This is a genomic window from Volucribacter psittacicida, from assembly GCF_004339025.1.
Lineage (GTDB): Bacteria > Pseudomonadota > Gammaproteobacteria > Enterobacterales > Pasteurellaceae > Volucribacter > Volucribacter psittacicida.
Map to the genome: position 1 here is coordinate 1 of NZ_SMFT01000001.1, position 25,485 is coordinate 25,485.

Annotated in this window: 22 protein-coding genes, 1 rRNA gene and 1 other RNA gene; 20 read left to right on the forward strand and 4 right to left on the reverse strand. The window is 38.8% G+C overall.

Annotation, left to right across the window (positions count from 1 at the left end):
* Positions 1-276 precede the first annotated feature (276 nt).
* The 3 genes from rrf to ffs all read left to right on the forward strand — a co-directional run bounded on the left by rrf (position 277) and on the right by ffs (position 2,161).
* Positions 277-392 (forward strand): 5S ribosomal RNA (gene rrf, locus EV694_RS00010).
* A 201-nt stretch (positions 393-593) separates the two neighbouring features.
* Positions 594-1,883, forward strand: coding sequence for a serine--tRNA ligase (gene serS, locus EV694_RS00015; RefSeq protein ID WP_132687493.1), 1,290 nt, complete (start codon positions 594-596; stop codon positions 1,881-1,883).
* A 181-nt stretch (positions 1,884-2,064) separates the two neighbouring features.
* Positions 2,065-2,161: signal recognition particle sRNA small type (ffs, locus tag EV694_RS00020), an RNA gene on the forward strand.
* 31 nt (positions 2,162-2,192) lie between these two features.
* On the opposite strand, the gene cydC is transcribed toward ffs, so the two are convergent.
* From cydC to zipA, 4 genes are all read right to left on the reverse strand, one after another.
* On the reverse strand, positions 2,193-3,929 hold the full coding sequence (cydC, locus tag EV694_RS00025; RefSeq protein ID WP_132687496.1) for a heme ABC transporter ATP-binding protein/permease CydC: 1,737 nt from the start codon (positions 3,927-3,929) through the stop codon (positions 2,193-2,195).
* Between the two features lies 1 nt (position 3,930).
* Complete coding sequence (cydD, locus tag EV694_RS00030; RefSeq protein ID WP_132687498.1) at positions 3,931-5,691, reverse strand: heme ABC transporter permease/ATP-binding protein CydD; 1,761 nt, start codon at positions 5,689-5,691, stop codon at positions 3,931-3,933.
* Between the two features lie 173 nt (positions 5,692-5,864).
* Entirely contained in the window at positions 5,865-7,880 is a 2,016-nt protein-coding gene (ligA, locus tag EV694_RS00035) for an NAD-dependent DNA ligase LigA (RefSeq protein WP_132687501.1), read from the reverse strand.
* Positions 7,881-7,985: 105 nt separating this feature from the next.
* Positions 7,986-9,173, reverse strand: coding sequence for a cell division protein ZipA (gene zipA / locus EV694_RS00040; RefSeq protein WP_132687503.1), 1,188 nt, complete (start codon positions 9,171-9,173; stop codon positions 7,986-7,988).
* Positions 9,174-9,363: 190 nt separating this feature from the next.
* On the opposite strand from zipA, the gene cysZ reads away from it, so the two are divergent.
* From cysZ to rseP, 17 genes are all read left to right on the forward strand, one after another.
* Complete coding sequence (gene cysZ / locus EV694_RS00045) at positions 9,364-10,155, forward strand: sulfate transporter CysZ (RefSeq protein ID WP_132687505.1); 792 nt, start codon at positions 9,364-9,366, stop codon at positions 10,153-10,155.
* A gap of 109 nt (positions 10,156-10,264) precedes the next feature.
* Entirely contained in the window at positions 10,265-11,212 is a 948-nt protein-coding gene (gene cysK, locus EV694_RS00050) for a cysteine synthase A (protein ID WP_132687508.1), read from the forward strand.
* A 429-nt stretch (positions 11,213-11,641) separates the two neighbouring features.
* Positions 11,642-13,426 carry a fumarate reductase (quinol) flavoprotein subunit gene (gene frdA, locus EV694_RS00055; RefSeq protein WP_132687511.1) on the forward strand — a complete coding sequence of 595 codons (1,785 nt, stop codon included), beginning with the start codon at positions 11,642-11,644 and terminating at the stop codon, positions 13,424-13,426.
* 4 nt (positions 13,427-13,430) lie between these two features.
* On the forward strand, positions 13,431-14,201 hold the full coding sequence (locus tag EV694_RS00060) for a succinate dehydrogenase/fumarate reductase iron-sulfur subunit (RefSeq protein ID WP_132687513.1): 771 nt from the start codon (positions 13,431-13,433) through the stop codon (positions 14,199-14,201).
* 10 nt (positions 14,202-14,211) lie between these two features.
* Entirely contained in the window at positions 14,212-14,616 is a 405-nt protein-coding gene (frdC, locus tag EV694_RS00065) for a fumarate reductase subunit FrdC (RefSeq protein WP_132687516.1), read from the forward strand.
* Positions 14,617-14,628: 12 nt separating this feature from the next.
* Complete coding sequence (gene frdD, locus EV694_RS00070; protein WP_132687518.1) at positions 14,629-14,976, forward strand: fumarate reductase subunit FrdD; 348 nt, start codon at positions 14,629-14,631, stop codon at positions 14,974-14,976.
* A gap of 414 nt (positions 14,977-15,390) precedes the next feature.
* Complete coding sequence (gene manX, locus EV694_RS00075) at positions 15,391-16,371, forward strand: PTS mannose transporter subunit IIAB (protein WP_132687520.1); 981 nt, start codon at positions 15,391-15,393, stop codon at positions 16,369-16,371.
* Between the two features lie 10 nt (positions 16,372-16,381).
* Positions 16,382-17,182, forward strand: coding sequence for a PTS mannose/fructose/sorbose transporter subunit IIC (locus tag EV694_RS00080; RefSeq protein WP_132687523.1), 801 nt, complete (start codon positions 16,382-16,384; stop codon positions 17,180-17,182).
* A gap of 13 nt (positions 17,183-17,195) precedes the next feature.
* The gene (locus EV694_RS00085) at positions 17,196-18,026 is read left to right on the forward strand and encodes a PTS mannose transporter subunit IID (RefSeq protein ID WP_132687525.1); all 831 of its coding nucleotides are present in this window, start codon (positions 17,196-17,198) and stop codon (positions 18,024-18,026) included.
* Between the two features lie 58 nt (positions 18,027-18,084).
* Positions 18,085-18,591 carry a DUF986 family protein gene (locus tag EV694_RS00090; RefSeq protein WP_132687527.1) on the forward strand — a complete coding sequence of 169 codons (507 nt, stop codon included), beginning with the start codon at positions 18,085-18,087 and terminating at the stop codon, positions 18,589-18,591.
* Positions 18,575-19,759: a mannose-6-phosphate isomerase, class I gene (gene manA / locus EV694_RS00095; protein ID WP_132687530.1), complete on the forward strand. Its 1,185-nt coding sequence runs from the start codon at positions 18,575-18,577 to the stop codon at positions 19,757-19,759. Before EV694_RS00090 ends, manA begins: the two co-directional genes overlap by 17 nt.
* A 130-nt stretch (positions 19,760-19,889) precedes the next feature.
* Positions 19,890-20,606, forward strand: coding sequence for a UMP kinase (gene pyrH / locus EV694_RS00100; protein WP_132687532.1), 717 nt, complete (start codon positions 19,890-19,892; stop codon positions 20,604-20,606).
* 21 nt (positions 20,607-20,627) lie between these two features.
* Positions 20,628-21,185: a ribosome recycling factor gene (frr, locus tag EV694_RS00105; RefSeq protein ID WP_132687535.1), complete on the forward strand. Its 558-nt coding sequence runs from the start codon at positions 20,628-20,630 to the stop codon at positions 21,183-21,185.
* Positions 21,186-21,258: 73 nt separating this feature from the next.
* The gene (ispC, locus tag EV694_RS00110; RefSeq protein ID WP_132687537.1) at positions 21,259-22,455 is read left to right on the forward strand and encodes a 1-deoxy-D-xylulose-5-phosphate reductoisomerase; all 1,197 of its coding nucleotides are present in this window, start codon (positions 21,259-21,261) and stop codon (positions 22,453-22,455) included.
* A 77-nt stretch (positions 22,456-22,532) separates the two neighbouring features.
* On the forward strand, positions 22,533-23,252 hold the full coding sequence (uppS, locus tag EV694_RS00115) for a polyprenyl diphosphate synthase (RefSeq protein WP_132687539.1): 720 nt from the start codon (positions 22,533-22,535) through the stop codon (positions 23,250-23,252).
* A gap of 22 nt (positions 23,253-23,274) precedes the next feature.
* Positions 23,275-24,135, forward strand: coding sequence for a phosphatidate cytidylyltransferase (locus EV694_RS00120; RefSeq protein ID WP_132687542.1), 861 nt, complete (start codon positions 23,275-23,277; stop codon positions 24,133-24,135).
* Between the two features lie 11 nt (positions 24,136-24,146).
* A complete protein-coding gene (gene rseP / locus EV694_RS00125) occupies positions 24,147-25,481 on the forward strand; it encodes a sigma E protease regulator RseP (protein WP_132687544.1) in 1,335 nt (444 codons plus the stop codon).
* Positions 25,482-25,485 lie beyond the last annotated feature (4 nt).

A 25,485-nucleotide genomic window follows, 5' to 3' on the forward strand; every position in this document is an offset into this window, starting at 1 on the left:
TAGATAGGCTGGGTGTGTAAGCGTTGTGAGACGTTGAGCTAACCAGTACTAATTGCCCGAGAGGCTTAACTATACAACGCTGTAGTGTTTTTGCGGGGTAGTGAAGAATAAAGAAGAAAGAAGAAAGGCTCAGATGAGAGAGAATAGAGAGTTTAAGGTAGACAGCTTGTTTTTGAAGTTAGAGAGAAGAATAAAGAATAAAGAAAAGACAGCAGATAAGCAGATAAAACAGACGACAGATAATTGAGAAGAGACGTCAATCATCGAAAGGATTATCTTGGCGGCGATAGTGCGGTGGTCCCACCTGACCCCATGCCGAACTCAGAAGTGAAACGCCGTAACGCCGATGGTAGTGTGGGGTCTCCCCATGTGAGAGTAGGTCACCGCCAGGTTATTAAATTGAAGAGACCCCTGTTGTTAGGCAACAGGGGTTTTTTGTTATCTAATTTATATTCTTCTTCATAAAAATCCCCAAAAACCACCGCACTTTATTGAAAGTTTTTCCTAAAACCAGTGATAAATTTTTGAAAAACAATATAAATCGATCTAGAATAATTAACTCAATAATAAATATAATCAAATAGGAATAGAATATGATTGATCCGAATCTATTACGTAATAATTTAGCTGAAGTGGCGGAGAAATTAAAAATAAGACGTAATTTTGAGTTAGACGTTGATAAAATTAGTCAGTTGGAGGAAAAGCGTAAAGCCTTACAAGTCCAAACCGAATCTTTGCAAGCAGAGCGGAATGCCCGTTCTAAAGCGATTGGGGCAGCTAAAGCAAGAGGTGAAGATATTAGTGCTTTATTATCCGAAGTCGATCATATGGGAGTGGAATTAACGCTTGCTAAAAGTCATTTAGAAGAGGTTTTAGCAGAGTTAAATCAAATAGCTTTAACCATCCCTAATATTCCTGCTGATGAAGTCCCTTTAGGCAAAGATGAAACGGATAATTTAGAGATTTTGCGTTGGGGGACACCAAAAACCTTTGATTTTGAAGTAAAAGATCATGTGGCTTTAGGCGAGCAATTACATGGGCTTGACTTTGCGGCAGGTGTAAAATTAAGTGGAGCACGTTTTGCGGTAATGAAAGGACAAATTTCTAAATTACACCGAGCCTTAGCGCAATTTATGTTAGATTTACATACTGAACAACATGGCTACACAGAAACTTATGTACCTTATTTAGTGAATCATACGACTTTATATGGTACAGGTCAGTTGCCAAAATTTGGCGAAGATCTTTTCCATACCAAACCTTTAGAGGGTGAGCAACCCTATGCGTTAATCCCTACTGCGGAAGTGCCTGTTACAAATCTTGTGCGTGATGAAATTCTTGATGAGGAAAATTTACCTCTAAAAATGACAGCACATACACCTTGTTTCCGTTCTGAGGCTGGATCTTATGGGCGAGATACAAGGGGCTTAATTCGTATGCATCAATTTGATAAAGTGGAAATGGTGCAAATTGTTGCCCCAGAAAATTCTATGGAGGCATTAGAAGAATTAACGGGGCATGCTGAGCGTGTGTTGCAATTGCTTAATTTGCCTTATCGTAAAGTTTTGCTTTGTAGTGGAGATATGGGATTTGGCGCTTGTAAGACTTATGATTTGGAGGTATGGTTACCTGCACAAAATACCTATCGTGAGATTTCTTCTTGTTCTAATATGTGGGATTTTCAAGCTCGTAGAATGCAAGCCCGTTGCCGTACCAAAGGCGATAAGAAAACGCGTTTGGTGCATACATTAAATGGTTCTGGCTTAGCGGTAGGACGTACACTGGTTGCAATTTTGGAGAATTATCAACAAGCCGATGGTTCAATTATTGTACCAGAAGTATTAAGACCTTATATGGGTGGCATTGGTATTATTGGTGATTAATGGGATAAGTGGTTTAGGCTTGTTTTATTTCAACTTAGATCCTATAGAATTAAAGGGGAAATTTTTCCCCTTTATTATTTTTTATTCAATTAGACATTAATTTGTTTAAAACCTTTGCAATCATTTTGGCTCTATAGCATAATAGCCTGCGTAGTTTTACTACATATATCAATGGAAGTCCTTTCGGTTCCTCGCAACAACCTCTGATTTACTCGGTCAGGTTCGGAAGAAAGCAGCCAAAGTCGGAATGTTTGTGTGCCGAGTCTAAGCTGGGAGGGCTTCCGCCCATTCTCCCTCCTCTTTTAAATTCTAATCAATACGATTGACTAACTGACTAAAATACCCCTTTGTTTCTAATAAGTGATCATAACTTCCTTGTTCAATAAGCTGTGCGTTATCAATAAGATATAATTGGTCAAATTTTTCCAAATCGGTTAAGCGGTGCGTTACCATAATCAGCGTTTTGTTTTCACTATGATTAAGCAATAAAGTCAGAATTTGTCTCTCTGTTTCTCGGTCTAATCCTTCTGTAGGTTCGTCTAATAATAATATTGGGGCATCATTCAATAAAACTCTTGCGAGACCTAAGCGACGTTGCTCTCCACCAGAAAGAGGACGCCCTCCGTCTCCTAACCAGAGGTCAAGACCTTGTTCATTATTAAGTAAATGTGCTAAACCTACTTGCTGTAATACTTGGGTTATTCGCTGTTCGCTTAGCGGATGTTTAGTGGCTATTTGTAGATTATTGCGTAAAGTATCGCTAAAAATATGTACGCGTTGTGTTAGCATACAAATTTGTTCGCGTAATACATTTTCTTGATAACATTCAATACTATGCCCATTTAATAATAGTTTACCTTGGCTAGGATCATAATTGCGTACCAATAGTTGTAATAAACTTGATTTCCCACTTCCTGTTTTTCCTAAAATCGCGACTTTTTGTCCTTGGTAAAGGGTTAAGTTGATATTTTGTAAAGCTGGATATGTTTGTTGTGGGTAAGAGAAACTTAATGCCTCCATTTGAATAAGGGGGGCTGATGGGCTAACTGTTTGCCAATCTTGGGTACCATGAAAACTGACTAAAGGTGATTGTGTTGTTATTTCATTGACACGTTCTGCCGAGGCGATGACTTGCCCTATATGTAAAAATGCCGCACCAATAGGCATGAGAATTTCAAAGGTGGCTAAGGCACAAAATGTGAATAAGGCAATCATTGCTGCTTTGTATAGACCTTGTCCTAAATCAGCATTAGCAACTAACCATAGTACAGCAGTGACTAATAATCCATTACAAAATAATAAAAGTGCGGTGGAAAAACCAGATAAATTTGCTTCTTTAGCTTGATAACTTTGCCATTGTTGCTCAGTTTGATTAAGCGTTTTTTGACGTGATGTTTGAGCGTTAAATAACAACAATTCCGCTTGGGCTTGGATATATTCAATAAACTGAGTTCGGTAATTGGCACGTTGTTGCACTAAATGATGACCAAATTTTTTGCCTAAATGATAAAAGAGCGTTGGGATAACAAGTAATAATAAAAGTAAAGTTAAGCTAATAAATAAGGCAATATAAAGATGGATAAAACTTAGCCCAATAACAATGCCTAAAATAACCACTATGGCACTAATAAAAGGTGCAATTAAGCGTAAATATAAGCTATCTAAGGTATCAACATCCGCCACGAGACGGTTAAGTAAATCACTATGGCGATAGTGGTTTAATACGGCAGGCGATAAGGGAATAATTTTTGTAAAAATATTGACGCGTAATTTAGCAAGAATACGAAATGTAACATCATGAGTAACAATTTTTTCCACATAACGCGCCGCTGTACGTCCTATGGCTAATCCTCTTACTCCCGCTGAAGGATAAAAAAAGTTAAATAATGTGCCAGCGCCCGCAATGGCGGTGGCGGCAAGAAACCAGCCTGATAAGGTAAGCAAGCCAATACTGGCGACAAGCCCCGTTATCATCAGTAAAATACCTAGAAAAAGCTGAAATTTATTATGCTTAAACAAACGGATAAAAGGGAATAATGTACGCATATTAATGAATTTCCAAATGTCTGTCGGCTAATAATTGAGCAAAGAAGCCAGAGTTTTTTAATTGTGAAAAATGTCCCTGTTGCAAGATTTTGCCTTGTTGCATCACTAAAATTTGGTCGCATTGTTGCAAATCTTCTATACGATGAGTAATCATTAAGGTTGTTTGTTTGCGACTTATTTGCTGTAAACTTTTTAATACTTGGTTTTCAGATTGTGCATCAAGGCTAGCAGTAGGCTCATCAAGCAATAATAACTTACTTTGTTTTAATAAAGCTCGAGCAATAGCTAAACGTTGAGCCTGACCAACAGAAAGACCAATTCCGCCCTCTTTAATTTCATAATCTAAACCTAATCGATCGGTAAATTCTTTGGCGAGAGCTTGTTCCAAGGCTTGTTCAATTTGTTGCTCATTTGCTTGGATATCACCTAATAATAAATTTTCTTTTATACTCCCTTGTAATAACAAAGGGTTTTGCCCAACCCAAGCAATATGTTTACGCCATAAAGACAAATCCGTTTGTTTGAGTTCTTGCCCATTGATTTTTAAACTACCTTCATAAGGTAAAAAACCCAGTAATACATTCATTAATGAGCTTTTTCCTGCACCGCTTTGCCCTACTAAGGCAGTATGACTATGTGTGGGAAGGGAAAAAGTTAAAGGCTGGCTTAATGGCTGTCCTTGAGGTGAAAGTATGACTAAATCTTCAGCCTCAATACTGATCCCTTGCTCAAGAGAGATTTTTTGTTGCTCATATTGTGAGGTAAGAACCTCTTGTTGTAAAAAGGCTTCAATGGCATCTGCTGCCCCAATAGCCGCAGAGCGATCGTGATAATAGGTGCCTAAATCTCGGAGAGGTTGATAAAATTCAGGAGCAAGAATTAAACAGAAAAACCCCGTAAAAAGTGTAATCCCTGTATCATAATGACCAAAATCTAATTGACCTAAGTAACTAAATCCAAAATAAACCGCCATAATCGCAATGGAAATAGACGTAAAAAACTCTAATACCGCAGAAGAGAGGAACGCCATTTTTAATACGTCCATAGTGGTTTTACGAAAATCTTCTGTACTTTTTTCAATATGCTGAGTTTGTTGCTGAGTTTGGTTAAATAATCGTAATGTTTCTAATCCTTGTAATCGATCTAAAAATTGTGCACTAAGGCGTGCTAAAGTCGTCATATTACGTTGGCTACTGTCGGCAGCAGCAAGACCCACTAAAATCATAAAAATAGGAATAAGCGGTGCTGTAACCAATAAAATTGCCGCAGCAACCCAATTTAAGGGCAATATAGCAATTAAAATCACAATAGGTACAATAAGGGAAAGCATTTGCTGGGGCAAATAACGAGCATAAAAATTATGCAAGTTTTCAACCTGTTCTAGCATAATACTTGACCAAGCTCCAGCAGGTTTTTGCTGAATGGTTGCTGGGCCTACTTGATGAATTTTTTCTATAATTTTTTGTCGTAAAAGATTACGTAATTGCTGACCACAACGAAACCCAATACGTTCCCTTAACCAAAGTATTCCTGCCCGCAAAGCAAATCCTAAAATAAGTAATAAAAAGGGAAGTATTAATTCTGAACGTGCAGTCTGTTGCATAATCAAATGATCGAGCAAATAGGCAAGCAAAGCCGTTTGTCCCACCAAGATAATCGCACTAACACTTGCTAATAATGTATTGAAATTTAAGTATTTTTTTATAGGCTTTTGTTGTTGTCTAAGCCATTTTTGTAGATGGCGTTGTCGAGTTTTTTGCATATTAAGGGATTAAATATGAGATCAATAAATAATGGTTATCATACGCTAGTTTGTGGTAAGGATAAATATTTTTATCTAATAAATTCATTATGTTAAATTTATAGTCGCCCCCTCGTTAAACAATCCCCACTGAAACGCCTATAAAAAATCCTCTCAATAGAGAGGATTATCCCTTAATTCACCACGTCTAAAAAATCTTGCTCCGTTAAAACAGGAATATTTAACTCTTGTGCTTTAGTTAATTTTGAACCTGCATTATCACCTGCAATCACAAAATCGGTTTTGGCGGATACACTACCTGTCACTTTCGCACCAAGCTGTTGTAGCAAGGCTTTTGCCTCATTACGCCCCATTTGGGTTAATGTGCCAGTCAGTACCACTGTTTTATCCTTAAATGGGTTGTCGCTTGCCGCTTGCGGAGCTTGTATTTCGTCCCAATGTATGCCTTGAGCCATTAAATCTTCCACCACAGCAACATTATGGGGTTCTTGCCAGAACAGATAAATGCGATTTGCCACCACATCGCCCACATCTTGCACCGCTTTAAGCTGTTCAATATCCGCTTGTCTTAATGCCGTTAAGGTTTTGAAATGATTAGCTAAATTCAATGCGGTTGCTTCGCCCACATCACGAATACCCAAAGCAAAAATAAAACGAGCAAGGCTAGTATGTTTGGCTTTCGTTAGACTATTTAAGGCATTTTCCGCAGATTTTGCCCCCATACGATCTAATCGCATTAAGGTCATCAAATCCAATTTAAACAAGTCCGCTGGAGTATGTACCAATTCACGATCCACTAATTGCTCAATTAATTTAACACCTACCCCATCAATATCCATCGCTCGGCGTGATACAAAATGTTTTAATGCCTCTTTGCGTTGTGCTGGACAAATTAATCCCCCCGTACAACGCGCCACAGCCTCGCCCTCAATACGAATAATGGCAGAATCACACACAGGGCATTGAGTAGGAAATTCAATGGCTTGAGCATAAGCTGGACGGCGTTCAGGCACGACACCAATAATTTGTGGAATCACATCGCCCGCACGGCGAACAATTACCGTATCGCCAATGGCAATATTTAAACGTGCAATTTCATCGCCATTATGCAAAGTGGCATTGCTGACGGTTACCCCAGCCACAAAAACAGGCTCAAGTTTTGCTACTGGGGTAATTGCCCCCGTTCTTCCCACTTGAAACTCCACCGCTTTTAAGGTGGTTAATTGTTCTTGAGCAGGGAATTTGTAAGCGATTGCCCATCTTGGCGCTTTGGACACAAAACCTAGCTGTTGTTGTAAGGCTATTTCATTGATTTTTAATACTGTACCGTCAATATCATAGCCTAATTTATCTCGCTTTTGCCCAATTTGGCGGTAAAACTCAAGCACCTGTTCGCTACCTTGGCATAAGGCTATCTCTTGATTAATGGGAATACCAATCTGCTTTAACCATTGTAAACGAGCAAACTGGGTATCAGGCAATTCCACGCCTTCGGCAATACCAATGCCATAAGCATTAAACACTAAAGGACGTTGACGAGTAATTTTTGGATCAAGTTGGCGTAATGATCCTGCTGCCGCATTACGTGGATTGGCAAAGGTTTTTTCGCCTCGTGCCAAAGCTCGCTCATTTAATTGTTCAAAACCAGCCTGTGACATAAACACTTCCCCCCGCACTTCTAAGCGAGCAGGTGGGTTATCCATTAATAATTGCAAGGGAATATTGCGAATAGTACGAATATTGAGGGTAATATCCTCTCCTGTACTGCCATCACCCCGTGTTGCCCCTTGAGTCAATATACCATTCTCATACAAAATACTGACCGCTAAACCGTCTAGTTTAGGCTCACAACAAAAAGTGAGATCATCATGACTATAACCTAAACGTTCTTGAATACGTTTCACAAAGCCATAAAACTCTTGATCAGAAAAGGCATTATCTAATGATAACATCGGAATCTCGTGGCGTACTTGAGCAAAACTGGTTAAAGGCTTTGCCCCCACTCGTTGAGTCGGCGAATCGGCACTAACAAGCTCAGGATATTGTTGCTCCAAGGTTTTTAGTTGGTTCATTAACCGATCATATTCCGCATCAGGAATGGTCGGTTCATCTAACACATGATATTGATATTCATAATGACGCAACTGTTGACGTAACTGCTCAAGTTGCTGTTCTAGTGATTGCTGCATAGGTTTAATCTCATTATTCCTAAATAAAAAATATTTCAAAACAAACCGCACTTTTATAGCCCTAAAAGTGTGGTCGGTTTTACTAAAATTTCTTCACTTAAATCATTAATTTAAACGAGCAAGATAATTGGCTTTAGTTTGTTCGGTAAAGAGTTCTTGTTGTTCATCTAATACATAGCCAGCCAATTTATCTGCTAAATTTTTGGCATCTTGACATAGGTAAATAAAATTCACACGATCATTTGCATTGCCCGTTAATTGCATAAAGATCGCTACACCGATGGTGCTAAAGTCCGTCATATTATTTAAGTCAAAAGTACCCGGTTGATGAATATTCGCCACGCTATAAAGGACTGGGCTTGCCATGGTGTCTAAATGACGATTAAAAATGCCTTCATCACTATACACAAAACCAAGTTCTTCTAAGGCTTGAGCAAGATGTCCGCCGTTAAACTCCCGATTTTCTGGTGCCACTACATAAAGCACAATAAAATCTTGAGCTTGCTGATTCGTGGTTGCTTGGGAGGCTTGAGCGACATTTTGTTGCTTCTCTTCTAAAGACTGTGGTTCCTCATAAGTCTGATTTAAGCCTGTTGCACTATTTGCCCCTGATTTACCCTGTAATGAGGCGGTTGCTAATTGTTCCCGTAAGACTTGTGAAGATAAATTCACGCCCTCTTCGCCTAAACTTGCTTCAATATCTGCAATAGAACGGTAAGCTAAATCCGATTGTTGTGTCTGGGTGGTGTTGGCTTGCTGATATTGGTAAGTGGGAGACGGCGAGGAATAACTCGCTTGATGAGCTGTATTAGCTCGTGGGCTTGAGGACATATCATAGTAAACAGGTTCAGCCTTTTCCGCTTTGGGCGGGTTAGGTAAGGTAATTTTTATTTCATTAACCGCTTGTTCTAAAGAAACTTCTTGATGACTCGGTCGAGGAGAAACCGCTTCATCAAAACGCTCAACAGTCTCGGTAATATTTGCCTCAAAGTCTAATCCTTGTTGAATAGGATAAGCCTGATCGGTCTCTGCCGTTTGTGGTTCCATTTGAACAGTTAAAGGTTGTTGCTGTTGATGTAATTGACCTGCTTGTTGAACAGGCATTGCCATTAATGGATCGCTTTGTTTTGTATTTATGTCATTCACATTTTGCTCAACTCGCCCATCTCGTGTAAAGGTGTTAGCGTTTTTGAAAAAATGCGTTTTTTCACGTCGACTTGACCATAATCCATGGGCAATTAATATGACAAGTGCAAGTATGCCCAAGATAATCAAAATTGTATTCAGATCCATTCTTAACCCATTCTATTGCTTGTTATTTATCCATATCTCACAAATCACCTGGTATTCAAGTTAAAAATCTCGGTGTTTGCCGATATAATAAGAAAAAATTTAGCGATTAGCTTACCACATTTTTTTCTATTTTTATAAGTTAATCCGAGAATTTATTCATCAGAGTAAGTAAATCCTTATGGAGAAAAATATGCATAAAGAATTAACTTCAGGAATTGGTTATTTTATTCAAGGTTGGCAACTGATTGGGCAAAAAGGCTTACGCCGTTTTGTGATCTTGCCTATTGTGATTAATATCTTGCTACTTAGTGCTATTTTTTGGTTTGCCTTATCTCAACTTTCCCTGTTTACGGCGTGGTTTGTTGATGTTATGCCTGATTGGCTTGACTGGCTAAGTTCTGTTATCTTAGTGTTGGCTATCATTATGATCCTCTTAGTTTTCTACTTTATTTTTACCACCTTGGCTGGCTTTATTTCTGCCCCTTTTAATGGTTTATTAGCAGAAAAAGTGGAAAAAATGCTTACAGGCGAAGACTTTTCTACTGGCAATATGTGGGATTTTGTTAAAGATATTCCTCGTATGCTCAAACGTGAATGGCAAAAACTTTGTTATAGCCTACCAAGATTATTATTTTTATTCCTATTGGGTTTTGTTCCCGCTTTAGGACAAACTATTGCGCCTGTGTTGATGTTTATTTTTACCGCTTGGATGTTAGCCATTCAATATTGCGACTATCCTTTTGATAATCATAAAATTTCTTTCCGCACAATGCGTGATCAACTTGCTCAAAAACCTGTGTTAAATACCACATTTGGCAGTTTGGTGGCACTTTGTGCCTTTGTGCCTCTCGTCAACTTTTTAATTATTCCTGTGGCAGTTTGTGGTGCAACGGCAATGTGGGTAGAACAATATCGTACAAAATTACCTAATGCCCAAGTGAATAAAGACAAACAAGTCCATAATATTCCTGCATTAAAATAGCATTTAGTTATAAAATATAGCAAATAACTATTTTTTACATATAAAAGGCTATGTTAAAAATAATGCAGAATAAATCGCTAATAACAACATCATATCCAAGGAGATACAAATGACCGTTTATGCAGATAATTCACTAACCATTGGTAATACCCCGTTAGTCCGTTTAAAACATTTTGGTAATGGCAATATTCTTGCCAAAATTGAATCACGCAATCCAAGTTTTAGCGTGAAATGCCGTATTGGTGCTAATATGGTATGGCAAGCAGAAAAAGAGGGTATTCTCAAGGCAGACAAAGAAATCGTTGATGCCACCAGTGGTAATACCGGTATCGCCTTAGCTTATGTAGCAGCGGCTCGTGGCTATAAAATTACCCTAACCATGCCTGAAACTATGAGTTTAGAGCGTAGAAGACTATTAAAAGGCTTAGGGGTTAATTTAGTCTTGACCGAAGGGGCAAAGGGAATGAAAGGGGCTATCGCCAAAGCGGAAGAAATAGCTAACTCTGATCCAAACCGCTATATTATGCTAAAACAGTTTGAAAACCCAGCCAACCCTGATATTCATCAAAAAACCACTGGTCCTGAAATTTGGAATGATACAGAAGGAAATGTGGACGTGTTAGTGGCTGGCGTAGGCACTGGCGGTACAATTACAGGTGTTAGCCGTTACATTAAACAAGAAAAAGGTAAACAGATTGTATCCGTTGCTGTTGAGCCAGCGGAATCTCCAGTGATTAGTCAAACTCGTGCTGGAGAAGAAGTAAAACCTGGCCCACATAAAATTCAAGGTATTGGTGCAGGCTTTATCCCGAAAAACTTAGATTTATCTTTAGTGGATCGTGTAGAAACCGTAGATAGCGATACCGCCGTACAATATGCTCGCCGCTTAATGGCGGAAGAAGGGATCTTAGGAGGAATTTCCTCAGGAGCCGCCCTCGCCGCCGCAGATCGTTTAGCCAAGTTACCTGAATTTGCCGATAAAGAAATCGTAGTGATTTTACCATCCGCTTCGGAACGTTATCTCAGCACCGTATTATTTGACGGCATTGAAGCATAATTTATAATCTTGTTATTATCATCATAAATAATCCCCTTGCTTGCTGAGGGGATTTTTTTGTGTAGAACCTATTAAAACATTAAAAGTGCGGTTGATTTTTGAATGATTTTAAATTGAAAAAATTATAAAATCCGCATTCAAAACTCACCGCACTTCCCCTCCCTAATCCTCAAAGCAAGCTCCTTACACCATTTGATAATAATTTTCATAAAAATCCATAAAGATTTTTATTCTCAATATGCAAATAAAAATGATAACTAATTCATTCAATTAACTTTTTTGAGGTAGATCACGAAATGGAATAATTTCTTGGTTTTTCTATAAAAAAAAGTTAAATCCCTGCGTAAATAATGGCAGAATAACTTTACCCTAATAAAAAGGAAATTTTTTATTTTTAATCTTACTCTTGTTAATTCTTGGAGGAATATCGTGCAAAGTATTAATGTCGATATTGCAATTATTGGTGCTGGTGGCGGTGGCTTACGTGCTGCAATCGCTGCTGCGGAAGCAAATCCGAATCTCAAAGTTGCATTAGTATCAAAAGTCTATCCTATGCGTAGTCATACCGTTGCGGCGGAAGGTGGGGCTGCTGCGGTGATTAAAGAAGAAGATTCTTATGATAAACATTTTCACGATACCGTAGCGGGTGGCGACTGGTTATGTGAGCAAGATGTGGTGGAATATTTTGTGGAGCATTCCCCAGTGGAGATGACGCAATTGGAGCGTTGGGGTTGTCCTTGGAGTCGTAAAGCTGATGGCGATGTGAATGTTCGCCGTTTTGGTGGTATGAAAATTGAGCGTACTTGGTTTGCCGCCGATAAAACTGGTTTCCATTTATTACATACTTTATTCCAAACCTCTATTCAATTTCCGCAAATCGTGCGTTTTGATGAGCATTTTGTGCTTGATATTCTTGTTGATGATGGTCATGCTCGCGGTTTAGTGGCGATGAATATGATGGAAGGAACAATTGTCCAAATCAATGCCAATGCGGTAGTTATTGCTACGGGCGGTGGTTGTCGTGCGTTCCGTTTCAATACCAATGGCGGTATTGTAACGGGCGATGGTTTATCTATGGCTTATCGCCATGGTGTACCTTTGCGTGATATGGAGTTTGTGCAATATCACCCAACAGGCTTGCCAAATACAGGGATTTTGATGACCGAGGGATGTCGTGGTGAAGGCGGTATTTTGGTCAATAAAGATGGTTATCGTTATTTACAAGATTATGGTCTAGGCCCTGAAACGCCAATTGGTAAACCTGAAAACAAATATATGGAATTAGGACCTCGTGATAAAGTTTCACAAGCCTTCTGGCAAGAATGGCGTAAAGGTAATACTTTAAAAACGGCAAAAGGGGTTGATGTAGTTCATCTTGACTTGCGTCATTTAGGGGAAAAATATTTACACGAACGTTTGCCATTTATTTGTGAACTAGCCAGTGCTTATGAGGGCGTTGATCCTGCTAAAGCGCCAATTCCTGTTCGTCCTGTTGTACATTACACCATGGGCGGTATTGAGGTTGATTTCAATAGTGAAACACGTATTAAAGGGTTATTTGCTGTGGGTGAATGTGCTTCATCAGGTTTACATGGTGCAAACCGTTTAGGCTCTAACTCTTTAGCGGAATTATTGGTATTAGGTCGTGTCGCTGGGGAATATGCTGCACAACGTGCCGTAGAAGCCACCGCTGCAAATCAAACCGCCGTAGATGCTCAAGCCCAAGATGTGGTTAATCGTTTACAAGCTCTCTATAACCAAGAGGGGAATGAATCTTGGTCACAAATTCGTGATGAAATGGGCGATTCTATGGAAGAGGGTTGCGGAATTTATCGTACCCAAGAAAGTATGCAAAAAACTGTAGATAAAATCGCTGAATTAAAAGAACGTTATAAACGTATTCGTATCGCTGATCGTTCTAGTGTCTTTAATACCAACGTGTTATATACCGTTGAATTAGGCTATATTTTGGATGTGGCACAATCTATTGCCAACTCAGCCATTGAACGCAAAGAATCTCGTGGTGCACACCAACGTTTAGACTACACCGAACGTGACGATGTCAATTATTTGAAACATACTCTGGCATTTTACAATGAAAGTGGTATGCCACGCATTGAATATAGTGATGTGAAAATCACAAAATCTCAACCAGCGAAACGTGTGTATGGGGCAGAAGCTGAAGCCCAAGAAGCCGCAAAAGGAAAGGAGTAAGCAGATGATAAATCAACAAATGATGAATATTGAGGTACTGCGTTATAATCCCGAAGAAGATAAAGAGCCGTACTTAAAAAGTTATCAAGTGCCTTACGATAGCCAAACTTCATTGCTTGATGCTTTAGGCTATATTAAAGATCAACTTGAGCCTGAATTATCTTATCGTTGGTCTTGCCGTATGGCGATTTGTGGTTCTTGCGGTATGATGGTAAATAATAAACCAAAATTGGCTTGCAAAACTTTCTTGCGTGATTACAGTGGTCATATGCGTATTGAACCCTTGGCTAATTTCCCAATTGAGCGGGATCTAGTGGTAGATTTAAGCCATTTTATTGAAAGTTTAGAAGCCATTAAACCTTACATTATTGGCAACAAAGCCCCTGCATTAGATGGTAAACCTCATCCATCTTCAGAGCTGGCTAAAAGTCGTACCAAACAAACGCCGGCACAATTAGAAAAATACCGTACTTTCTCAATGTGTATTAATTGTGGTCTATGTTATGCCGCTTGCCCGCAATTTGGTTTAAATCCAGAATTTGTCGGCCCAGCTGCCTTAACCCTTGCTCATCGTTATAACCTTGATAATCGTGATCATGGTAAAGAAGAACGTATGAAGATCATCAATGGTAAAAATGGGGTATGGAGCTGTACCTTTGTGGGTTATTGTTCTGAAGTGTGTCCAAAACATGTGGATCCTGCTGCGGCAGTCAACCAAGGCAAAGTAGAAAGTTCCAAAGACTACGTTATTGCCATGTTAAGACCACAGAAATAAGGAGAGGAAAATGACGACAACAACCAGTAAAAGACGCAAATATGTGCGTGAAATGAAAGCAAATTGGTGGACAAAATTAGATTTTTACAAACTTTATGTATTTCGTGAAGCCACTGCAATTCCTACCTTATGGTTTAGCCTTATCCTTTTTTATGGGGTAATTTGCTTAGGTGGCGGCGTTGAAGGAGTAAAACAACATTTTATTCCGTTCTTACAAAACCCTATTGTGGTTATCCTGAATTTAATCACCTTGGCAGCGGTATTATTAAATACCGTAACATATTATGTAATGACACCTAAGGTATTAAATATTGTGGTAAAAAATGAACGCCTTAATCCAAATATCATTACCATTGCCCTTTGGATTGCCACAGCCTTAGTAAGCATTATTGCTTTAGTATTAATTTATCGATAATTGGGAGAAAGTATGAAAACAGATCCAAAACGTTCCAATGAACCTGTTGTATGGTTACTTTTTGGTGCAGGAACAACGGTTAGTGCCATGTTCTATCCAATTTTAGTCTTAATCTTTGGTTTTTTACTTCCCTTTGGACTCATTGATGGTGGCGTGGAAAATCTCGTCGCTTTTTCACAAACCATTATTGGTAAATTATTTATTTTAGTACTATTAATCTTCCCAGTATGGGGAGCAATGCACCGTATTCACCATGGTATGCACGATTTTAAAATCCATGTGCCTGCGGGTGGTTTAATCTTTTATGGTTTATCTACCTTATATTCAATCTTGGTGTTATTTGCGGTGTTTAATTTATAATCCAAATTAAATAACGTAAAAATAAAAAGTGCGGTCAAAAATATTGATTTTTTGACCGCACTTTTGTTTCTGATATTGCTAAGGCTTTTATCTCTTATACTATAGTTGTTATACTTTAAAATAATGTAGGGGTGGTGTACTTCGTTATATTTATATGTTGTATTCTAAGTATCTTCTTATTTTAAAGTGGGGCGATAATTAATTGAAACCACTATACCCATACTCAATAAGGAGTATTTTAGTCCTATTCAAAGCACAAAATCTATTCAATCACACCAAATCAGCCTTATTTTTTCATATGAAATTTCAATTTTGTGAAGTTCGTCATATTTCGTTAAGGGATTTTCCGCTAGACTTGGCGCCGCATACAAATCATTTGGTATTTATTATTTTATTTAAATTTAAGGAGAATAGATGAGTATTGCGATTATCATAGCAACCCATGGTGTCGCCGCTGAGCAGTTGTTAAAAACAACAGAAATGCTTATTGGTGAACAAGAAAATGTTGCTTATATTGATTTTGTTGCTGGCGAAAATGCTGAAACGATTATGGAAAAATATCAAGATAAACTTGATAAGGATTTAGCACATTGTCAGCAAGTATTATTTTTAGTTGATACTTGGGGCGGTAGCCCATTCAATGCAGCGAATCGTATCGCCGATGGTAAAGAGAATATGGATATTGTTACCGGGGTCAATGTGCCAATGTTGGTCGAAACTTTTATGGCAAGAGATGATGATCCTGAGCTTAATGAACTGGTAGAAGTTGCTTTAGAAGCTGGGCGTTTAGGGGTAAGAGCCTTAAAATATCAAGAGCAAGATGCAGAAAAATCCTCAGAATCTGCCGCTGCGGTTGCTCAACAGGCAACGCCTCAATCTCCAGTCGTAGATAATGGTAAGCGTATGAGCTTTGGCTTAGTACGTATTGATGATCGCCTTATCCATGGGCAAGTCGCGACACGCTGGACAAAAGAAAGTAAAGTTAGCCGTATTATTGTGGTAAATGATGATGTTGCCAAAGATCAAGTGCGTTCTACTATGTTAAAAAGTGTGGCTCCACCAGGGGTTACTGCTCATGTTGTGAATGTGGATAAAATGGTGCGAGTTTATAACAATCCTGAATACGGTAATGATCGTGTTATGCTTTTATTCACTAATCCAACGGATATTGTGCGTTTACTTGATGCTGGCGTGCCAATGCAATCTATTAATATTGGTGGTATGGCATACCGAGAAGGTAAAAAAATGATTACCAGTGCGGTTTCTGTGGATCAACAAGATATTGAGGCATTTAAAAATATTGCTGCCCGTAATATTGAACTTGATGTGCGTAAAGTATCCAATGATAGCCGTCAATATATGATGGATTTGTTAAAGAAAAATAACTTAATCTAAGGACAAACTTATGGAAATTTCAACATTTCAAATTATACTCGTTTTTCTGATTTCTTGTATTTGCGGTATGGGATCGATTCTTGATGAATGGCAAACACATCGCCCGTTAATTGCTTGTACTCTGATTGGTTTAGTGTTAGGCGATATGACAACAGGTATTATTGTTGGTGGTACGCTTGAATTACTTGCTCTTGGTTGGATGAATATTGGGGCAGCTTTAGCACCTGATGCAGCGCTCGCCTCTGTGGTGTCCACTATTTTGGTGATTGTTGGTAGACAAGATATTCCTACTGCTATTGCTTTAGCCATTCCACTTGCCGCGGCGGGTCAAGTTTTGACCTATGTGGTTCGTGCGATTACCGTAGGTTTCCAACACGCAGCCGATAAAGCAGTGGAAACAGGCAATCTCTTTAAACTCGATGTTTTACATTGCACTGCATTATTATTACAAGCGATGCGTATTGCTATTCCTTCCTTACTTGTGGTGTTGACCGCGGGGACAGATACCGTCCAAACGATGTTGCATAGTATTCCAGAAGTTATCACGATGGGATTAAAAATTGCTGGGGGCTTTATCGCCATTGTGGGTTATGCCATGGTTATCAATATGATGCGTTCTGGTCATTTAATGCCATTTTTCTATGCTGGTTTTGTGGTGGCAGGCTTTACCGATTTTAACCTTGTGGCATTAGGGGTATTAGGCACCATTACTGCTTTGCTTTATATTCAATTACACCCTAAATATAACCAAAACAAACAAGTGGTTGTACAAACGACCAATAATAACGATCTTGATAACAGATTAGACTAATAGGATAAAAACGATGACAGAGAAAAAAGTAACACAAAAAGATTTAAATGCCGTTGTACTTCGCTCAAATCTTTTTCAAGGTTCGTGGAACTTTGAACGTATGCAAGCCTTAGGTTTTGCATATTCTATGGTACCCGTTATCAAACGTCTTTACCCTGATCCAAATTCACAAGAACGTAAAGATGCGATTAAACGCCATTTAGAATTTTTTAATACCCAACCTTTCGTTGCGGCACCTGTATTAGGGGTTACCATTGCGATGGAAGAAGAACGTGCGAATGGTAAAGAAATTGATGATGCGGCGATTAACGGAATTAAAGTGGGCTTAATGGGGCCTTTGGCGGGGGTGGGTGATCCTATCTATTGGGGAACAGCGCGTCCCGTATTTGCGGCACTTGGGGCAAATTTGGCTTTAACGGGAAGTTTATTAGGCCCAGTCTTATTCTTCCTATTATTTAACCTTGTACGTTTAGCCACTCGCTATTTTGGCGTAACTTATGGGTATCGTAAAGGTCTAGATATTGTTGGCGATATGAGTGGCGGCTTATTGCAAAAATTAACTGAAGGGGCTTCAATCCTAGGGTTATTTATTATGGGGGCATTGGTGCAAAAATGGACGAGTATCAACGTACCATTAGTCATGTCCACCATACCAAAACAAGACGGCACCATTGAAGTTACCACCGTACAAAATGTTTTGGATAGCTTAATGCCGGGTTTATTACCATTACTGCTTACCTTTGCTTGTATGTGGTTATTACGTAATCGTGTCAATGCTCTTTGGATCATCATTGGTTTCTTTGCCCTTGGTATCTTTGGTGCTTGGACTGGTATTTTAGCTTAATTTTTCCTTCAAACAGGATACGCCCTAAGGCGTGTCCTTTTTATCCATAGTAGTAAATATGATTAACATCTTATTATTTATCGGTATCCTCTTATTCTTATGTTATGCCTTGTATGATCAAGTGGGTATGGATCATTGGCAAGGCAAAACCCTCTTAAAAGTGCGGTTAAAAAAGCGGGCAAAAATGGACGCTTTGATTTTTATTGCACTCTTATGCTTAGTCATTTATCAAAGCCTTGATAATCTCAAGCCACTTTCCTTTTATTTATTAGCCACCATTATCTTACTCACCATTTACGCCGCATTTATCCGCTCGCCAGTCCTCTTGCTCAAACCCAACGGCTTTTTCTATGGCAATATTTTTATTGGTTATGCTAAAATTCACGCCATTAATGTCACCTCGGATAATGCTTTAGTCATCGATCTCAACAACGGAAAACGCTTAATCATACTTATTGAACAAGCTCAACAATTACCTAAGGTTTTAACGATCCTTGCCCAGCTAAACATTATCCAACCCAACTTTGTGCAAACATTAGAGAAAAACAATGACCAACATTTATAAACTCAAAGGCACCATTCAACATTATGTATGGGGCGGTAATCAATATATTCCTCATCTATTAAATATCCAAGCTAACCATTCCCACTATGCAGAACTTTGGTTAGGAGCACATTCCGCTGCACCTGCAATCATAGAAAAAGAGCAAAAGCCAATTCCCTTAAATCAATTTTTACAGCAAAATCCCACCGCACTTGGGCAACAAAGTAGACAAAAATTTGGTAATCGGCTTCCTTATTTGCTCAAAGTGTTAGATGTCAAAGAACCCTTATCCATTCAGCTTCACCCAACAAAACAACAAGCTGAATTAGGCTTTGCACGAGAAAATCAACAAAATATCCCCCTAACCCACAGTAAACGCACTTATAAAGATGATAATCATAAACCTGAAATGATGATTGCTTTATCCGATTTCTGGTTATTACATGGTTTTAAACCTAAACAACAAATTATTGACAGTTTAAAAATACGTCCTTCTCTCACTCCTCTTGCCGAACAATTAACGCAACAGGATCTTGCTAGCTTCTACACAATGATTATGCAAGCGGACAATACCCAATTAGCCCCATGGCTCACACCGATTTTAGAACAAAATCAAGGTAAAACACTGCCCCTCACTGATCCTGATTATTGGGTATGCTATACCGTTGACAGTATGCAACTTGATCCACAAAAACTTGATGCAGGATTAATGTGTTTCTACTTATTTAATCTTGTCCACCTCAAAACAGGTGAAGGCATTTATCAGGCCGCAGGCATTCCTCACGCTTATCTACGCGGACAAAATATAGAATTAATGGCAGAATCCGACAATGTGATCCGTGGCGGTCTTACCCCTAAACATATTGATATTCAAGAATTATTAAAGGTCATCGATTATCAAGAAATCACTCCCAAAATTATCCAGCCTGCCACGCAACAATATTATACTTATCCAACTCCTGCCAAAGATTTTGCCTTAACTCAGCTATGTTACCAACAAGGACAACAATACCAACATCAAGCAGAAAATGCCGAAATTCTATTGGTTATGCAGGGTAAAATTCAACTCAGTAATGCTCAAGAAACCCTCGAGCTTGAACAAGGACAAAGTGCTTTTATTTGTGCTGAAAGCAACTATCAAATAGAAGGTGTACAAACGGGTTATGCGGTGATAGCTAAGAGTTTTTGATATAAACACATAAAGTTATTATTTAATTATCAAAAAACTATTTGTGATAAATGGATTTTCTATTTTCTCCACAACAATGATGATTTATAATAGCGAGAATTTTATGTCCATAATTCTTAAGGAGTAAATAATGAGCAAACCCGTATATAAACGCATTTTGCTGAAACTAAGTGGTGAAGCCTTACAAGGCGAAGAGGGATTTGGTATTGATCCTTCTATTTTGGATCGTATGGCGTTAGAAATTAAGGAATTAGTGGAATTAGGCGTTGAAGTTGGTGTGGTACTTGGCGGGGGGAATTTATTCCGTGGTGCTAAACTGGCTAAAGCTGGAATGAATCGTGTGGTGGGTGATCATATGGGAATGTTGGCTACCGTTATGAATGGTTTGGCAATGCGTGATTCTTTACATCGTGCCGATGTTAATGCAAAATTAATGTCAGCATTTCAATTAAATGGTATTTGTGATACTTATAACTGGTCTGAAGCCATTAAAATGTTAAGAGAAAAGCGTGTTGTGATTTTTTCTGCGGGAACAGGAAGTCCATTTTTTACGACAGATTCTGCGGCTTGTTTGCGTGGTATTGAGATTGAAGCCGATGTGGTGTTAAAAGCTACTAAAGTTGATGGCGTTTATGATTGTGATCCTGTGAAGAATCCACAGGCGAAATTATATCAGCAATTATCTTATGCGGATGTGATTGAACGTGAATTACAAGTGATGGATTTGGCTGCCTTTACATTAGCTAGGGATCATGGCTTGCCGATTAGAGTTTTTAATATGAGCAAACCAGGTGCGTTAAAACGTGTCGTATTAGGCGAAGATGAAGGCACTTTAATTTGTAACTAATTTAATTAATGAGGAAACAACGTGATTAACGAAATTAAAAAAGATACACAAGATCGTATGGAAAAAAGCCTTGAAACATTTAAGGGGCATATTGCAAAAATCCGTACTGGACGTGCACAACCAAGTTTATTAGATGGTATTCAAGTAGATTATTATGGGGCGGCAACGCCATTACGTCAGCTCGCTAATGTGGTGGCAGAAGATGCGCGTACTTTAGCAGTTACTGTATTTGATCGCTCATTAATTCAAGCTGTAGAAAAAGCGATTTTAACCTCTGATTTAGGTTTAAACCCTTCTTCTGCGGGGACAACTATTCGTGTGCCATTGCCACCATTAACGGAAGAGCGTCGTCGTGATTTAATTAAAATTGTAAAAGGCGAAGGTGAGCAAGGTAAAATTGCAATTCGTAATGTACGCCGTGATGCCAATGATAAAATCAAGGCTTTGTTGAAAGATAAAGAAATTACGGAAGACGAAGAACGCAAAGCTCAAGATGAAATCCAAAAAATTACCGATCTTTATATTAAGAAAGTTGATGAAACTTTGGCAGATAAAGAAAAAGAATTAATGGATTTCTAATTTTTATTATTTTCTATTAAGTAGGGACAATCATTGTTCCTGCTTTTTCTTTATATTAGCCCTCAAGAGAAAAATGAAAAAGATCACGATTCTTGGTTCCACGGGATCCATTGGGAAAAGCACGCTTTCTGTCATTGAGCATAATCCTCAACAATATCAAGTTTTTGCCTTGGTGGGTGGAAAGAATGTCAGTTTGATGTTGCAACAATGTTTGCAATTTAAACCGCACTTTGTTGCGTTAGCTGATGCACAAGCCGCAAAAGCATTACAACAACAATTAGTGGCTTATCAATCTTCTACCAAAGTGTTAAGCGGTATCTCTGCAATTTGTGAATTAGCGGCACATTCTGATGTGGATCAGGTAATGGCAGCGATTGTGGGGGCAGCAGGTTTATTGCCTACTTTGGCGGCAATAAAAGCAGGAAAACGGGTATTATTAGCCAATAAAGAAGCCTTGGTGACTTGTGGCGGTTTATTTATGCAGCAAGTCCGTCAGCATAAGGCTGAGTTATTGCCTGTGGATAGTGAGCATAATGCCATTTTTCAGGCATTACCTTTAGCCGCTCAACAACAAATTGGTTTTTGTCCTTTATCTTCATTAGGGATCAGTAAAATTGTTCTTACGGGGTCTGGGGGGCCATTTCGCCATAAACCATTAACCGAATTTGCTGAGATTACTCCTGCACAAGCTGTCGCTCACCCAAATTGGTCAATGGGCAAGAAAATTTCGGTGGATTCTGCCACGATGATGAATAAGGGATTAGAATATATTGAAGCCCGTTGGTTATTTAATGCTAGCCAAGATGAAATGGAGGTAATTATTCATCCTCAATCAATTATTCATTCTATGGTGCGTTATCTCGATGGTTCTGTGTTGGCTCAAATGGGTAACCCTGATATGCGTACACCTATTGCTCATTCAATGGCTTATCCACAACGGATCAAGGCTGGTGTTGCTCCCTTAGATTTTTATCAACTTGATGGCTTGACGTTTATGCCACCAGATTATCAGCGTTACCCTTGCTTACAATTAGCCATAGAGGCATTTCAAGCAGGACAATATGCCACTACGGCAATCAATGCGGCGAATGAAATTGCAGTGGAGGCATTTTTAGCGGCGCAAATAAAATTTACGGATATTGCTCGGGTAAATCAATATGTGGTTGAAACAATATCGCCACAGAAGATCGAAGCCGTTGAGCAAGTTATCGAGGTGGATCATCTTGCCCGTGAAACCGCAAGACAATATATTTTAAGTTTTTCAGGTTAAGTGCTTATGTTATATTGTGCCGAAAATTGAATGATACGATGATATATGATTGGTTATTAACAAATAATGAGTACTCAATGACACAATTAGATCCTCAAAATATTCCTCAACATGTTGCCATTATTATGGACGGTAATGGACGTTGGGCGAAACAAAAAGGGAAAATGCGTATTTTTGGTCATAAAAATGCGGTAAATGCGGTACGCCAATCCGTAGGCTATGCGCTAAAAATGGGGATTAAACACCTTACCCTATATGCTTTTAGTCAGGAAAATTGGGGACGACCAGAAACAGAAGTCAACTCTTTAATGAGCTTATTTATGCAAGCCTTAGATCTTGAGGTGGGAAAATTGCATAAAAATAATATTTGCCTAAAAATTTTAGGCGATGTTTCCCAATTTAGTGAAAATTTACAGGAAAAAATTTATAAAGCTGAAAAATTAACACAAAATAACACCGCACTTACCTTAAACATTGCGGCAAATTATAGTGGTTGTTGGGATATTGTTCAGGCGGCTAAACAGCTTGCGCTGCAAGTACAGCAAGGACAGTTAGAACTCTCGCAAATTGACCAAGCGCATTTTCAACAAGCGTTAATCACGGGTGAGCAACCTCCTGTGGATCTTTTGATTCGTACTAGTGGCGAACAACGTATTAGTAATTTTTTGTTATGGCAAATTGCCTATGCAGAATTTTATTTTACCGATGTACTTTGGCCTGATTTTGATCAGCATATTTTTGAACAAGCATTAATCAGTTATCAACAGCGTCATCGCCGTTTTGGTGGTTGTGAATAACTTATAATGAGGAGATAGGGTTTTGCTAAAACAACGAATTTTATCGGCAATCGTGCTTATTCTGGCTGTATTTGCCGTATTATTTTATTTTCCACCTTTCTATTTTGCTTTAGCCTTAGGGGCGGTGATTGTCTTAGCCATTTGGGAATGGACACAATTTCCCCAATTAAAATCCACTTTATTACGTGGGTTAATTACCGTAATAAGTGCCGCACTTTTATTTCTCTGGCTGTATAGTGGTCTCAATGAGTTAGTCATAGGACGTGTATTTTTACAATCTAGCGAATTTTTATTATTGATTTCCGTTATTTGGTGGCTTGTTGCTATTAGCTTAATCGCCCTTTATCCTAGCAGTATTGCCCGTTGGGGACGTAATATTGTGGCACAAATTCTCTTTGCTTTTGTAACTTTAATTCCCTTTTTTGTTGGCGTGTTAAGTTTACGTTTAAGCCAATATACCTTAGATCCTTATCATGGTGTCGTACTTCTGTTATATGTCTTTGTTCTCGTTTGGGCGGCGGATTCAGGTGCCTATTTCGCAGGGCGTCAATTTGGTAAACATAAACTTGCCCCTAAAGTTTCTCCCGGAAAAACTTGGCAAGGGGTGTTAGGAGGATTAGTAACAGCAGCAATTTTTGCTTGGTTATTTTTGCAATTTACCCAAATTAATGGCGCTATTCCACTGAGTGAATTTATCTTATTATCTGTCGCAACGGTCGCCATTTCTATTGTGGGAGATTTGACCGAAAGTATGTTCAAGCGTGAAGCAGGAATTAAAGACAGTAGCCAGTTAATTCCTGGGCATGGTGGTATCCTCGACCGCATTGATAGTTTAACGGCAGCAGTGCCATTCTTCAGCTATTTTTACTTTTTTGTGTTATAGGATAATCCGTTATGTCATTTTTATGGTCTTTAGGTGCTTTTATTATTGTTATCGCCGTTTTGGTTGCGGTACATGAATATGGACACTTTTGGGCGGCACGAAAGTGCGGTATAAAAGTTCATCGTTTTTCTATTGGTTTTGGCAAAGTGATTTGGTCTCGTAGAGATAAACAAGGGACAGAATTTGCCATTTCTCTTATCCCCCTTGGTGGTTATGTAAAAATGCTTGATGAACGCAATGAAACTGTGCCAGAACAATTAAAATCTCAAGCCTTTAATCAGAAAAGCGTGGCACAGCGTGCCTTTGTTATTGCAGCAGGCCCCTTGGCGAATTTTTTGTTTGCGATTTTTGCCTACTGGGTAATCTATTTAATTGGAATTCCTACAGTAAAGCCAGTGATAGAACAGGTTCAAGCACAATCTTTGGCTGCTCAAGCAGATATCCGACCAGATAATCAAATTATGGCGATTGATGGCAGCAAAACGCCAGACTGGGAAACTGTAAATATGTTGCTTGCTACCAAAATGGGAAGCCAACAAGTGGCTATCTTATTGAAAGATATACAAACAGGCATTGAAACACAAAAAACAATAAATTTATCACATTGGCGTTTTGATCCCGACAAAGAAAGTGCATTTTCTGCCTTAGGCATTGAGCCTATGCGAACTAAAGTGAGTATGACCTTGTCTAATGTGGTTGCGGATTCACCGGCTGAGCGAGCAGGGTTAATGGCGGGTGATAAGATTATTGCTGTAGGACAGCAACAGGTAGATTGGCAACAATTTGTGCAAATGATACAGGATTCAAATGGTCAGCCTTTAGAGATAACCTTTGAGCGTGATAGTGAAATTTACCACAGAGAAATTTTACCAGAGAAAAATGAACAGCGTTGGTTTGTTGGTTTAGCACCAACTCTTGACCCGATTTCTGATGAGTATCGTACTGAATTAAAATATGGTATGCTTGAGTCTTTGCAAAAAGGCATAGAAAAAACGCTCCAATTATGTTGGATTACTATAAAAGTGATTGGTAAATTATTCACAGGTGATTTATCCTTAAATAATTTAAGTGGCCCAATTTCTATTGCTAAAGGTGCTGGCGTGTCGTCAGAAATAGGATTTGTTTATTATTTAAGTTTTATGGCACTCATTAGTGTGAATCTAGGCATTATGAACCTATTTCCATTGCCTGTTTTAGATGGTGGACATTTAGTGTTTCTCGCCGCAGAAGCCATACGCGGTAAGCCATTATCCGCCCGTGTGCAAGAAATCAGTTATCGAATAGGCGCAACTTTATTGCTAATGTTAACATTTTTTGCATTATTTAATGATTTTTTACGCTTGTAGTTTC

Coding starts and splice junctions, on each gene's coding strand:
- rseP (WP_132687544.1), top strand. CDS start 24,147: ATGTCATTTTTATGGTCTTTAGGTGCTTTTATTATTGTTATCGCCGTT.
- EV694_RS00080 (WP_132687523.1), top strand. CDS start 16,382: ATGGAAATTTCAACATTTCAAATTATACTCGTTTTTCTGATTTCTTGT.
- frdC (WP_132687516.1), top strand. CDS start 14,212: ATGACGACAACAACCAGTAAAAGACGCAAATATGTGCGTGAAATGAAA.
- zipA (WP_132687503.1), bottom strand. CDS start 9,173: ATGGATCTGAATACAATTTTGATTATCTTGGGCATACTTGCACTTGTC.
- EV694_RS00090 (WP_132687527.1), top strand. CDS start 18,085: ATGATTAACATCTTATTATTTATCGGTATCCTCTTATTCTTATGTTAT.
- ispC (WP_132687537.1), top strand. CDS start 21,259: ATGAAAAAGATCACGATTCTTGGTTCCACGGGATCCATTGGGAAAAGC.
- cysZ (WP_132687505.1), top strand. CDS start 9,364: ATGCATAAAGAATTAACTTCAGGAATTGGTTATTTTATTCAAGGTTGG.
- EV694_RS00060 (WP_132687513.1), top strand. CDS start 13,431: ATGATAAATCAACAAATGATGAATATTGAGGTACTGCGTTATAATCCC.
- manX (WP_132687520.1), top strand. CDS start 15,391: ATGAGTATTGCGATTATCATAGCAACCCATGGTGTCGCCGCTGAGCAG.
- frdD (WP_132687518.1), top strand. CDS start 14,629: ATGAAAACAGATCCAAAACGTTCCAATGAACCTGTTGTATGGTTACTT.
- pyrH (WP_132687532.1), top strand. CDS start 19,890: ATGAGCAAACCCGTATATAAACGCATTTTGCTGAAACTAAGTGGTGAA.
- cysK (WP_132687508.1), top strand. CDS start 10,265: ATGACCGTTTATGCAGATAATTCACTAACCATTGGTAATACCCCGTTA.
- uppS (WP_132687539.1), top strand. CDS start 22,533: ATGACACAATTAGATCCTCAAAATATTCCTCAACATGTTGCCATTATT.
- cydD (WP_132687498.1), bottom strand. CDS start 5,691: ATGCAAAAAACTCGACAACGCCATCTACAAAAATGGCTTAGACAACAA.
- manA (WP_132687530.1), top strand. CDS start 18,575: ATGACCAACATTTATAAACTCAAAGGCACCATTCAACATTATGTATGG.
- EV694_RS00085 (WP_132687525.1), top strand. CDS start 17,196: ATGACAGAGAAAAAAGTAACACAAAAAGATTTAAATGCCGTTGTACTT.
- serS (WP_132687493.1), top strand. CDS start 594: ATGATTGATCCGAATCTATTACGTAATAATTTAGCTGAAGTGGCGGAG.
- cydC (WP_132687496.1), bottom strand. CDS start 3,929: ATGCGTACATTATTCCCTTTTATCCGTTTGTTTAAGCATAATAAATTT.
- ligA (WP_132687501.1), bottom strand. CDS start 7,880: ATGCAGCAATCACTAGAACAGCAACTTGAGCAGTTACGTCAACAGTTG.